Source organism: Pseudomonas sp. JAI120 (assembly GCF_014207255.1).
In the GTDB taxonomy this organism is placed as follows: Bacteria; Pseudomonadota; Gammaproteobacteria; order Pseudomonadales; family Pseudomonadaceae; genus Aquipseudomonas.
Genome location: NZ_JACHCZ010000001.1, coordinates 1037668 through 1049586, shown reverse-complemented (window position 1 = coordinate 1049586; position 11919 = coordinate 1037668). Strand labels below are relative to the sequence as shown.

Below are 11919 nucleotides of genomic sequence, written 5' to 3'. Positions count from 1 at the left end.
CGGCGCAAGGCCGGGCACTTTGTGTTTCGGATGGGGCTGATCCCTCAGCAAATTCAGTGTAGTTCAGGTAGCCCTATCTTGCAGCTAACGCGTTCCCTGAGTGTCGGTTTCAGATATGATTTACATGGAAGCGACTTCCCCCTCTGTGCTGCTGCGGCGCAGCACCAGAACACCAGCAATCGCGGCCAGAATCGAGCCGATCAACACGCCGACTTTGACCTCATCAATCAAGTGAGCTGATCCGGCGAACGCCAGGTTGCCAATGAATAGGCTCATGGTGAAGCCAATGCCGCACAGCAGCGCTACGCCGTAAAGCTGGGTCCAGCTACTTCCTTCCGGCAGTTTGGCCAAGCCCATACGAATAGCCAGAGCAGCCAATAGGAAGATGCCAATCTGCTTGCCCACCAACAAGCCGATCGCAGCACCCAGGTCGTCAATGATCGCCAAGGCGGCGAGGAGAACCTTCAGCGAAGTCGGGACTCGCTTACCCAGCAAAGACAAGACGCCCAGGGCGAACGCGATGTCGGTAGCGGCTGGGATAGCCCAGCCCTTCAAGGTCTCGGAATTACCCCAGTTGATTGCGATGTAGATCAGCGCAGGAACAAAAATCGCCTCCCTCAGTGCCTGGGATACCTCTCTTGCGGAGAGCTCAGCCGCAGTGTTTTCGCTAACGCTACCTACCTGGGATGAACTAGCTGCCGCTCTGGCAGCTTTCAGCCTTTGCTCAGCGTACACATGGCCGGATCATCACCTGGCAGCGGATAGCCTGCGGCTGAGAGAGCTTCGGCGCGCTCTTCAATGAGCAGGCGCTCAGGATCACGAGCGACTTGATAGGCTCTGCCCGGCACGCGCCAAATGGCATCCATTCGTGGCTCCTTAGGGGCTGACCGGCTTACTTTCCAACCGGCTTCGTCGGGATCTTTCGAAAGCAGGCACTCACCACAATGGGCACGTGGTTCGCGATTGGTCAATTGACACGGGGCGCCCCTCCACATAAATCGTGTCCGCCTGAACGCAATATACAGCTAGTGACCCTTCACCCCCTCCGGTGCAATCAAGCGCAAGAACGTTCCCTAGCCGAATAGGCTCTGGAATCCAGGTGTGTCCCGTGCACACACGCCAGATTCCTTTGACACCTTCTCGATGGTGCTTTTTGATCCGCTCGCGCCCCCATAGCGCGATCTCTTCGACAGCAGGGATTGATATGTCTCGAGTGAACTCGACCCATGACATCCCAGCAGGAATGTCCGCGTGAACAACTCCAACCAAGCCGAGAGGCGACTCGATTTCAATGACGGATGGAAGGCTCTCAAGCTTTCCAATTATCATCTCCTTCGATTCGTCGGCTATGGTCGACCACCAGCCTGCACCATGAGCTACGTAACGAGCGCTGGGATTTTCCCTGTAAGCATTGATAAGCATCTGCTCATGGTTACCTTGAACAGTGAAGAACCACGGCTCACCAAGAAGCTTCAGCCCGTCGAGGACTCCCGGCCCGCGATCTATGAGGTCACCCACCCCGATGACTCGGTCGATTGCCTTGTCGAAACCTAGCTTCAACAATCCTTTATGGAGGTCAATCGTCTTGAAGTGGATGTCACCGACGACGAAGTCGCGACCTACCTCGTTCCGGGGAAGCCTCAGAACTTTCTGACTCATGCGCGGGTTCCTTCCTCAATGGCCAGCCACCAGGTGACCAAACCCGTATTGTCCACCCAGCGACCGCACCTTCCAACAGAAATATGGACAGGCAGGATGACTACACTCCAGTGCGCAGGGCTGAGGCATCCCGAGTTTCTTCCGTCGATTGAAATGACCAGAGCAAGCGGAGCGCGCAGGCCAGTAAGGCCGGAGGCGCGAGGATGGAAGCCCAAGAGCCATGACTTGGCGTCAGCCATGGCATGGTTTACGACAGCCGACCCGAGAGGGCGCGCCATAAACATCGATTTGCGTAAATTGCAGGATTGCTGATGTTCTGCAGGCTTATGTATTCCAATACTTCTGAACTGTAGTCCGCGCAATTCCAAGCTTTTCCATAGGCTGGAGATATCTACGGTGTCGGGGGCAGTCCACTGTTCCTCGCGCAAAAAACCAACCCAGTGCCGCGAACTATGTGAACCCGTCCGCATTAACCCCTACGCACAAGGAACGATGTTAATTAGCCATGTTCCAACCTGCTGTGCCAAGCCTGCCCAATGGGGGCACGGCTCAATCGGCTCTGCGTAAACCGCGGCGCGCGCTACCCATTACAAGGACGTAAGCTTTATGCAGTCATCCCCCTCCCAAGCGCCTTCCGCCACCGGCGAACTGATCGCCAGTTTCCGTCACGGCAAGGGTTTTCTGATTTTCAGTTTGATATTTGGCGTTGTGTTGTTAGGTCTCGCCGGGTTTGTGTTGTATCTGGGCACGATCCTGCCACCGGGCAATGAGGGGCCGGTCAGTCTCCAAACGTCCCGTGGCATGGCCTTCAGTTTCAGTGACCCCCATACCTTGATCTACGCCACCAGCGCTTTGCTGGCCGTTCTCGGGCTTGGTGTATTTGCCGCTTACGCCTGGCACAGGAAACTGCGTGCGCCGCGCTACGCAGTGTATGAGCACGGCATCGAGCGCATCATCAACGATCAGCGGGAATACACCGCCTTTGCCGAGATTGACGACCTGTATCTATTTGGCTCCGGGCAAACCGTGCTGACCGGCATGATCACCAACCTGGCCTACCGTCGTAATGCCAGCGAGCCGTTTCATCGAGTGATCGAGAGCCTCAAGGGCTTTCACGACTTCCAGGAGTTGGTTCGTGAGTTGCACGTACGCGCACGTCTGCGGGAGGTGATGGCGACGCTGGAGTCGGGCGGGGCGGTCAGGTTCAATTGCATCAGCTCCGGGCAGGTCTGGGGCAAGCGCGTCAGCGGCAACTTCCTCAAAATCACCACGACGCCGATTGTGGTGAGCCAGGATTTCCTCGAATACCAGGGGCGCAAGGTGCCGATGTCGTCGTTGTGTACCGTCGACCTCAATGCCTGGACTGAAAAGGTGGTGATCAAGGACGAGAGCGGCAAACCCGTGTTGTCGACCATCGCCACCGGCATTCTGAGCCACGATCTGTTCCTCAATACCCTCGATGCCGTGTTTGCGGCTGAAGAACAAAAACGCGAGCTGGCGTGAGCCGGCAGCATCAAAGATGAGTATTAAACGATGATCTATCGCGGCGCAGGCTGGCTGACGCTGTTCACACCGGTGGCCATGGTGTTGTTGCTGATGGGGTTATGGCCCGACCCCAGCGTCAAACCCGGCAATACCTCACTGATGCAACTGTTGATGGGCCTGGGGATTGGCTCGGGCATCAACACCGTGCTGGGTTTTGTCCTGAACCGGCAGGTGCATGAAGATGGCGTGCGCCATCACTTCTTTTTTATGCCCATGCAGTGGCCCGCGCTGGCGATCATGCTTGTCTGCGCGGTGATTGCCCTGCTCAAGTAAGGCTACCGACCGCTCGGCAGGGCCTGCGAAGTGCGTGTGCCATTTAGCGACATCATCTACGTCTGCCCCTACGTGCTCGCCCGGTTTGATCGCGATGGGCATTTCCGCGTCGTGTGTCAGGGACCGAAGGACAAGGTGTTCGACTATCAATTGGGTGAGGGTATCTCCCTGGACGAAATGGCGTTTCATGCCGAGTGGTTGCGGGGACTGATAGGGGAGCGGATGCACGAACTATTGAACCTGGACAAATGACACACGCATGCGAATAGAGTCCCTACAGCCAAGCCATTACGCCTGCGTGGTGTGGGTCTGTGCCCGTCTGTGACGGCACCTCTCACGCCACGACCACCAACTGCTCCTTGAACTTGGTGTACAACGTCAGCGTGTGATTCAGGTAGATTTTCGATCCGCTTGCTCGTTTTTCCGGCGAGCCACTGCTCCACACGCCAAATACGATGACTTCTGTGCCTTTGACCAGCGTCTGCAGCCACTCGCCGTCTTTATCTCCAACACTGACCTTGAAGACGCTTGTCACATTTTCCGCGTCGGGCCGTTCGTATTTAGCCGTGAGATTCAGATAGCTCATGACCCGGCCGCTGCCTTCATCTGGCACGTAAACCCGGTCGACCGTGCCCACCACGGCGAAGGGGTGGCACTCGCTCCCCAGGCGTTCCAGCATTCGCCATGCATCTTCGTAGCGGTTTTTTTCAAAGAAAAAGTCTGACCAGCGAATTTTCTTAGTACCAAAGCGCAGTACCAGGTGTTGAGCCAGTTCATCATCCGCTTCGCACCGCTCACGCAGCTTAAGCAGATCAGCCGTAGTGCGCAGGTAGCTGGCAAGTTTTTTGCCGCTTGGCTGATATAGCTTGGGCTGTCTCTGCGTGGCAGAGCCCTCCGTTGCTGAAGTCGTAAACTGAGCACCAGAGAGTGATTTGCCACCCAGGTTATTGTGCAGCAGTAACAGGCGCAGTTCGGAAGCGCCGGCGTTGAGCGCTCCGATAAAGTCGGGATCGGACTCGGCCGCGACGATAATTTTCAACTGGCCGATGGCGTCGTATTTGCACCCGGGTTTGTGGTCGGAGTCACGGCCGGCAGTCAGCCCTATGTAGGCGGCGCGGTCGTATGGTTCCTTTCCCGCCCGGTTGACGAGTCCGCGCGGCACAAAGCGCACCGGTGCACGGCAGTTGCCGCCGTCACACACCAGCGATGGAATAGTGCGGTTACGATCGCTGAGCGTTTGAAGTGCCTCGATAGTGTGCGGATGGCCCAGCGCATCCAATGCCGACGACATTTTTATTCCTTTACCCACGCATGACTCCTGATTGAAACGGCAGTTGAGTGGGGCTCATCCTATCAAGCGTAATCCCCGTCTGCGACCCGGGCGCGGCAGGTGTGATTTGAGTTGATGGGCCCCAAATAAAGCGCGCGACCCATCCGGCCGCAATCGCAGCTGATTTCAACGGCAGTGACGCAAGGCTCAGCAGAACAGCTGAGCCACCGAAAGCAGGCAAATCACTTGCACAAAAATCTGAGCTCGAATGGGATGTTTCATCTACGCTACCCTCCTGTACGGTTGCGGATGAGCGTGCCGCATGCGATGTAAGTCCTCCCTGGAGCGTCGACAACACTCGCAACTATCGAGTATAGGTCCTGAAACGAATCTTTCACGACTTTGCCGACCCATGGCCCGCCAGGCACTGTTTACAACTATCTGCCCAGCCCATCGCACTTTTTTTCATTTCTCCAATCTATCTTTGTCCCAGCCCTGCCGATTTCCCGCGCGGGCGAAAGAACCAGATCGGGTGCCGATGGCTCGCACGTTACTTTTATTCAAGACTCGACGAGTGCGTCGGCCACTGTGGCTGGCCGTGGTGTTAATGCTCTGCGCCAGTGGCTGCACCCAACAGCAGGGTCGGGACATAGCCAAGCAGTTCAGCAACGGCAAACCTGATGAGTTCTTCCAGACCAGTGTCGATCGCATGGCGACTCTGGGCATGCGCGATAACTTGCAAAGCCTGTATTTGCTCATGAACAAGCTCTATCTGCGCAACCCCAACCAGTGGCGCCAGTCGGGTTATCCGGATGCGGTGAGCGCTGCGCGGGAGATCCGCCTGGCCATTGAGCAGCGCCGCTCATTGCCCGCACTCGGGGAGCGTCGCGACCTGGCGGCGCTGAGTTACTCCTTGAGCCCTGAGTTTCAGGGCGATCGGGTCGGGGCGTTTATCTATGCCATCGGCAGCATGATCGTGACCGCTCACGGTGGGCGTACCGAGTTCTACATTACCGACTCGATCAACCCGCAGTTCGTCAGCAACGCCGCGCGCAACATCGAGAAGGCCACCTGGTTGCTCAGCAAGCGCCAGGATGCAAATGGCGTCCTGCTCCTGTTTTCCAACGAGATCTCGGAGGAGGGCAGCAACCTGAGTTTCGCCGTCGAGTTCGGCAAGATTGTTGCGCGCCTTGACCTGTTGACCCAGATGCTCGACGAACGCTACCGCCGTATTGGGCTTAACTATGCACAAAGCCTGTTGTTGATGAATTTCCTGCCGGTGCAGTAATTGGGTTGTTCGGTATGCTGTTTCTCCTTTGGATGTAGGAATCTGCCTATCTTGCATCCCGATGCTTGAAACACCTGTCTGTGCACAATAGCCTCGGATTTTTCTGAAAAAACGAGGCCCTACCTTGGGTAAGCGAAAAACAGCTTGGCCGACGGACCGCGAAATACGCCTGCGCTTTATCCTCTTCGCTGTGATCGACGCCGCGAGCGTTCAGGGCGTTCCCTCCGAGTTGTTGCTGCCCGCGCATAAACTGCTGCGAGACTCGCCGACAGAGGCGCAGTTGCTCACCGCTCTGGGTGAAATTCTTGCCGCTGATGAAATGCATGGGTTCAGGTTGCCACCGGGGTCGGAGGCCGATGAATTGATGCAGTCTCTGGAGAAGCCCAACGCCTAGTCATCCGTTAGATCGTTTATTTCCTTAAGATTGGACGAGATTCCTCAATCGAATACCCATGACGTCTATTAACGTCATGTAGCGGATATAAGTGGCGCAATAGCGTCAGATTGATCGTCATCACGCCTGGTACAGCTGTTTTGTTCGACTAAGCATCCCTGGGAACCTCCATTCCTGCTGCTCTGCCGGCGTCTTGCGCAGCCCTCCGGCCTCTCTGGAATCGGCGCCAGAACCTAGCCATTTCCTGTCGATTACGGAGTTTCGAACATGATGAATGCAATGCAGATGCCGATGAACACCTCCATGCCAATGATGCCGATGATGTGCTGCACCTGCTGACAGGTCCCGCGCCATAAAAAACGCCCCGATAAGTCGGGGGCGTTTTTTTGCGTGATTAATCCAGCCGCTCTGGGTAGGTGATCACCAGGAACGCCACGGCTTCGCTGTCCGCCGGATTTGCGGTAGCGGTGGAGCTGGTCGGCGTAGAACAGGATTGAATCGCCGGTGGACAGCAGGTAGCGTTCATCATTGACGCTGACTTCCAGCACACCTTGGGCCACCACCAGGTTTTCCTGGATGCCACGGCCCGTGGCCTTTGGACACTTCCTCCCCAAGCGCCCGCAGGCGAATCTCATAGAACTCGGACTGGCGCGCCGTATCGTAGGGAAACAGCGCCCGGCTGATAAACGCGCCATCGGCACTCACCAGGCGTTTGCTCTGCTGCGCCGGCAACACTTCAACCCCTTCGAACGCGCGATCTTCCAGGAACGCCGCCACCGACACCTTCAGACCCTTGGCAATTTTGCACAACACCTTGATCGACGGCACGCTGCGCCCGGATTCGACCTGTGCCAGCATCGCCCGGCTCACGCCGCAGGCGCGTGCCAGGGCATCCAGTGACAAGTGCCGTTTGCGATGGAGGGTAAAGTCGATGACGGTGGAGGATGCAGGCATGGGAGGCGATCTCATAGGTGACTCGATGACCCGAAGTAATACGTACTGGTTATTTCCTTAAATACTGAGCTTGCATGTATTAATTCGATTTTGGACTTAAAAAATAAATCCGGTCTGATGCTGTTGTGGGAAGGGGCTGGTCCGTTATTAAGGCGTGACTTGGCGAGCATCGTTGCCTTCCCATCACTGTTCGCGTGATGGCCCAGCCGTTCACGCCCCCGAATTCCAAGGATCCGCCCATGCTGCTGCGCCCACCTCCGTTCCTATTTGCCGCCTTGACGTTAAGCTCGCTGGTGCACGCCGAAGACCTGCAATTGGCGCCGGTCGAAGTCACCACGCCGGAGGCCAGCGCCGGCGAAGTGGCTCAGGCGCAGCTCAAGAGCGTGCCCGGCGCCACCAATTACATCGACATGAGCAGCGTGCAGCAGGGGCGGGTGAGCACCAACGAAGACGTGTTCAAGTACCAGCCAGGGGTGTACGCCAAGGCGGCGAATAATGAAGGGGTGAAGCTGTCCATTCGCGGTTCTGGCCTGAACCGTAGCCCGGGTGCCCATGCTTCAGGGCTGTACGAAATGTTCGATGGCTTGCCGCTGACCGGCCCCGGCGGCACCCCTTACGAACTCAAGGACCCGTTGTGGCAAAGCCGCGTCGAGGTGCTGCGCGGTGCCAATGGCTTCGATCGGGGCGCGTTGGCGCTGGGCGGCGCGGTCAACTACGTGACCCATACCGGCTACGACGCGCCCACGTTGCAAGTGCGCTACGAAGCCGGCAGCCGTGGCTATGCCCAGCGCGAGATCAGTTCGGGCCAGGTGCTGGGGGATGCCGACTACTACATCAGCCTCACCGACTCGGAATCCGACGGCTACCAGCCCCAGAGCGCCGCCACCGGCAAAGGCATGGCCGCCAACTTCGGCTACCGCTTCAACCCGGACCTGGAAACCCGCTTCTATTTCCGTTACCGCGAAACCACCAACGACACCCCCGGCAAACTCACCCGCGCCCAGATCAGTCACGACCCGCGCACCGCCAACAGCCTCAACGCCGCCCGTGATTCCAAGCGCATGCAACCGGGCTCCACCTGGATCGCCAACAAGACCACGTTGCAGCTGGATGACAGCTCGCGCCTGGAAGTCGGGCTGGCGTACCACGATTACCCGATGGACCTGCGCGAAGGCACCAACCGCCTCAAGGTGGCCTACACCGATATCAGCAGCACCCTGAATTACATCCGCCAGGACACGTTGTTCGGCCACGACAGCAAAACCACCCTCGGCCTGCGCACCACCCAGGCGATGCCCAATAACGGCGCATCGGAATACGTGCGCACGCCAGCCGGCAACACCGCAACCTATGCCCCCGGCACCAAGACCCGCGACTACAGCTACCTGGGCTCCGACACCGTGCTGCATATCGGTAACGACCTGGAGCTGGTCCAGGGCCTGTGGCTGACCACCGGCCTGGCCGCGATCTACACCCGCCGTGAAACCCAGGTCACCTATCCCGAAGGCCAGGCGCCGCTTAGCCAGCATGACTGGGACTACGCACCGCGCATCGGCCTGCGCTATGACTTCAACCCGCAGTTGCAGGTGTACGGCAACCTGAGTCGTTCGGTCGAGCCACCGCACGCATGGTCGATGATCTGGGGTTCCAACAAATACTTTGCCAGTGGTGCAGCCAAAGGCCTGGCCCGCGAAGGCGTCAGCCTGAAAAACCAGACAGCCACCACCCTGGAAATCGGTGGCCGTGGCGAAGCATGGCTCGGCCAGTGGGACCTGGCGCTGTACCGCTCCGAAGTGCGTCACGAACTGCTCACCGTGGAAACCCAGGCCCAGACCTCGACCAGCAATGCCATCGTCGCCGAGTCCAACGCCAGCCCCACCGTGCACCAGGGCGTGGAACTGGGCCTGCTCAGCCCGCTGTGGGACGGTGGTCGCAGCGGTAAGCTCGATGTGCGCCAGGCCTATACCTTCAGCGATTTCCACTACCGCGACGACGACCGTTTCGGTGGCAACCGCTTGCCGGGCATCCCCAAGCACTACTATCAGGCGCAACTGCGCTACAGCCACCCGACCGGTTTCTACACCAGCCTCAACACCGAGTATTCCTCACGGGTGGCGGTGGACTACGCCAATTCCTATTACGCCGCGTCCTACGCCCTCCTGGGCGCCACCTTTGGCTACGACGCACCCAAGCAGGACTGGCAAGCCTGGGTCGACCTGCGCAACCTCACCAACCGCCGCTACGCCAACACCGTCACGCCGGGCTACGACGACAAGGGCCTGGATGTCGCACGCTCCACACCGGCCGATGGACGCGGGATCTACACCGGAGTGTCGTGGAGCTGGCGCTAAGAGGACACCCAGGTACCTGCTGCATGGAGATCAAACGGTGGGAGGGGGCTTGCCCCCGATAGCGGTGTATCAGCTACAGATAAGCTGACTGCCCCACCCTCTATCGGGAGCAAGCTCCCTCCCGCATTTGATTCGTGGTGCTTTCGGCGCATGTGAGCCCCTTGCCCCAGTATCGTTTGAGGGTTCGCACTGATGGCTACGGGATGTGCAAGAAACGGCTACGCGATAGAGGACGGCTACAGGCGTTCAGTCATTGCCTTGGCGCAGGCGCTTGTACAGGGTGTTGCGGCTCACGCCCAGCTCCCGCGCCAGGTGGGAAATGTTCCCACCGGCCGCCTTCAAGCGCTGGGTCAGGTCGATGCTGTCATCCAGGTACTCATTGGCGGGCAGCGGCGCCGTCACTTTCAAGTCGACAAAAAAATCATCCGGCAGATGCTCCGGGCGGATCGGCTGTTCCTCGGCCATCGCCAGCGCCACCTGCAACACGCTGCTCACCTGACGCAGGTTGCCCGGCCACGGGTGCTGCTCGAACAACGCCAGCACCTCGGCGCTGAGCCCGGCCCATTGGGTGGGCTCACGGTGCTGCTGCCACAGCTGCTGGAACAGCGCCCGCTTGTCGCTGCGTTCGCGTAATGGCGGCAATTCAAGGGTCAGGCCGCCGATGCGGTAGTACAAATCCTCGCGAAAACGCCCGGCCTGGACCCGCTCGCGCAAGGCCCGGTTAGTGGCCGAGATGATGCGCAAATCCACCGGGAACAACTCGCTGCTGCCGACCGGCTGCACGCAACGCTCCTGCAATACCCGCAACAGGCGCGCTTGCGTCGGCAGCGGCATATCGCCGATTTCATCGAGGAACAGCGTGCCTTTGTCGGCCTTGCGGATCAGGCCGATGCTGCCTTTCTGGTTGGCGCCGGTGAACGCGCCTTTTTCGTAGCCGAACAGTTCCGATTCCACCAACTCAGCGGGAATCGCCGCACAGTTCACCGCGATAAACGCCTGCTGGCTGCGGGAACTGGCCTGGTGCAGGGCCTTGACGAAAACTTCCTTGCCCACGCCGGTTTCACCGTGGATCAGCAGCGGGATGTCCTTCTCCAGCAAGCGCTCGGCCTGGCGCACGGCTTTTTCCACGCGCGCATCGCCAAAGTGCAGGGTCTTCAAACCAATCGCGGCGGGCTTTGGCGCAACGGGCTCGCTGAACACCCGCGCCTGCACCGGCATCTGCTTCGGTCGTTTCAGCAGGCACTGGAAGCGATTGCGTCCCGCCGCCTGCAGCGAAAAGGGCAGGCCCTCCGGCTGATTGAGCAACTCCAGCAACGACACCTTGAACAAACTGTCGATCATCACCCGCGACAGACTGATACCCAGCAAGTTGTCGGCACGACGGTTGGCCGAGAGCACCTGGCCGCTCTCGTCAAAGATCAGCAGGCCGGCCCATTGGCTGTCGAGGTTGCTCAGGCCAGTGTTGAATGTCAGTTGGAAGTGCTCACCGCGAAACAGGTTGAGGATCAGCCGGTTTTCCACGGTCTGGCTCATCATCTTGACCATGCCCAAGGTGTGAGAGGGCGGCAGGTAGCTGTCGCTGGACACATCCAGCACCGCGATGATTTCGCGCTGGGCATCGAAGATCGGCGCCGCTGAGCCGGTCATGAAGCGGTTGGCCTTGAGGAAGTGTTCGTCGTGTTCGATATGCACCGCCTGGGCGCAGGCCAGCGCGGTGCCGATGGCATTGGTGCCGCTGGAGCGTTCCATCCAACTGGCCCCGGCGCTGAATCCCCGGGCCAGCTTGGGCTCGATAAAGCGCTGGGTGCCCCAACTGGTCAGCACCTGGCCCTGGTTGTCGGCCAGCATGATCAGGCAGTTGGAATTGCTCAGGATGTTTTCGTAGTAGGGCAGGACTTCCTGATGCGTGGTCTGCACCAGGGAATGCTGGCTTTCCAGCAGTTGGCTGATGCCCTCGGCGGGCAGTTGATCGAAGCTCGGTGTGCTCTGGTGGTCCAGGCCGAAGGCGCGGCAACGGCGCCAGGATTCCTGGATAAGGGTGTCGTGAGCCAGGGGTTCGGCCATGGGGCGACCTTCTTTTTATTGTTTTGGGGTCTTGCACAATCCAACGGGTGTAACCAAGTCAATCGGGTTCAAAGAGTGTTGTTCATAACTGTTCATTGTCAACCTCCGGATTGTTCAATTG

12 protein-coding genes and 1 pseudogene are annotated in these 11919 nt (G+C 58.8%); 6 read left to right on the top strand and 7 right to left on the bottom strand.

Annotated features, from left to right (window positions below; genetic code table 11):
• Nucleotides 1-120: 120 nt before the first annotated feature.
• From HDC32_RS04805 to HDC32_RS04795, 3 genes and pseudogenes are all read right to left on the bottom strand, one after another.
• Nucleotides 121-609 (bottom strand): annotated as a pseudogene (locus HDC32_RS04805) (Na+/H+ antiporter NhaA); the annotation flags it as partial.
• A gap of 104 nt (nucleotides 610-713) precedes the next feature.
• Nucleotides 714-866, bottom strand: a complete 153-nt coding sequence (locus tag HDC32_RS31995) for a hypothetical protein (protein WP_260403575.1) — start codon at nucleotides 864-866, stop codon at nucleotides 714-716.
• A 70-nt stretch (nucleotides 867-936) separates the two neighbouring features.
• Nucleotides 937-1659, bottom strand: coding sequence for a metallophosphoesterase (locus HDC32_RS04795; protein ID WP_237683216.1), 723 nt, complete (start codon nucleotides 1657-1659; stop codon nucleotides 937-939).
• Nucleotides 1660-2265: 606 nt separating this feature from the next.
• On the opposite strand from HDC32_RS04795, the gene HDC32_RS04790 reads away from it, so the two are divergent.
• Genes HDC32_RS04790 through HDC32_RS04780 form a run of 3 tightly spaced genes read left to right on the top strand, consistent with a single transcriptional unit; the run spans nucleotide 2266 to nucleotide 3729 of the window.
• Entirely contained in the window at nucleotides 2266-3162 is an 897-nt protein-coding gene (locus HDC32_RS04790) for a hypothetical protein (protein WP_184742736.1), read from the top strand.
• Nucleotides 3163-3192: 30 nt separating this feature from the next.
• On the top strand, nucleotides 3193-3477 hold the full coding sequence (locus HDC32_RS04785; RefSeq protein WP_131698021.1) for a hypothetical protein: 285 nt from the start codon (nucleotides 3193-3195) through the stop codon (nucleotides 3475-3477).
• A gap of 30 nt (nucleotides 3478-3507) precedes the next feature.
• Nucleotides 3508-3729: a hypothetical protein gene (locus tag HDC32_RS04780; RefSeq protein ID WP_310521931.1), complete on the top strand. Its 222-nt coding sequence runs from the start codon at nucleotides 3508-3510 to the stop codon at nucleotides 3727-3729.
• Between the two features lie 82 nt (nucleotides 3730-3811).
• On the opposite strand, the gene HDC32_RS04775 is transcribed toward HDC32_RS04780, so the two are convergent.
• Complete coding sequence (locus HDC32_RS04775) at nucleotides 3812-4768, bottom strand: hypothetical protein (protein ID WP_131698020.1); 957 nt, start codon at nucleotides 4766-4768, stop codon at nucleotides 3812-3814.
• Between the two features lie 517 nt (nucleotides 4769-5285).
• Here HDC32_RS04775 and HDC32_RS04770 point away from each other — a divergent pair.
• Both HDC32_RS04770 and HDC32_RS04765 read left to right on the top strand, forming a co-directional pair.
• Nucleotides 5286-6035: a hypothetical protein gene (locus HDC32_RS04770; RefSeq protein WP_065941790.1), complete on the top strand. Its 750-nt coding sequence runs from the start codon at nucleotides 5286-5288 to the stop codon at nucleotides 6033-6035.
• Nucleotides 6036-6159: 124 nt separating this feature from the next.
• A complete protein-coding gene (locus HDC32_RS04765) occupies nucleotides 6160-6429 on the top strand; it encodes a hypothetical protein (protein WP_145338427.1) in 270 nt (89 codons plus the stop codon).
• 251 nt (nucleotides 6430-6680) lie between these two features.
• Here the strand turns inward: HDC32_RS04765 and HDC32_RS31990 are convergent, their stop codons facing one another.
• Complete coding sequence (locus HDC32_RS31990) at nucleotides 6681-6977, bottom strand: cupin domain-containing protein (protein WP_256663598.1); 297 nt, start codon at nucleotides 6975-6977, stop codon at nucleotides 6681-6683.
• On the bottom strand, nucleotides 6955-7383 hold the full coding sequence (locus tag HDC32_RS04760) for a helix-turn-helix domain-containing protein (RefSeq protein WP_259243897.1): 429 nt from the start codon (nucleotides 7381-7383) through the stop codon (nucleotides 6955-6957). Before HDC32_RS04760 ends, HDC32_RS31990 begins: the two co-directional genes overlap by 23 nt.
• A 239-nt stretch (nucleotides 7384-7622) precedes the next feature.
• On the opposite strand from HDC32_RS04760, the gene HDC32_RS04755 reads away from it, so the two are divergent.
• Nucleotides 7623-9734 carry a TonB-dependent receptor domain-containing protein gene (locus HDC32_RS04755; protein WP_184742734.1) on the top strand — a complete coding sequence of 704 codons (2112 nt, stop codon included), beginning with the start codon at nucleotides 7623-7625 and terminating at the stop codon, nucleotides 9732-9734.
• A gap of 246 nt (nucleotides 9735-9980) precedes the next feature.
• Here HDC32_RS04755 and HDC32_RS04750 read toward each other — a convergent pair whose 3' ends face one another.
• On the bottom strand, nucleotides 9981-11798 hold the full coding sequence (locus tag HDC32_RS04750) for a sigma-54-dependent Fis family transcriptional regulator (protein WP_131698016.1): 1818 nt from the start codon (nucleotides 11796-11798) through the stop codon (nucleotides 9981-9983).
• Nucleotides 11799-11919: the final 121 nt, after the last annotated feature.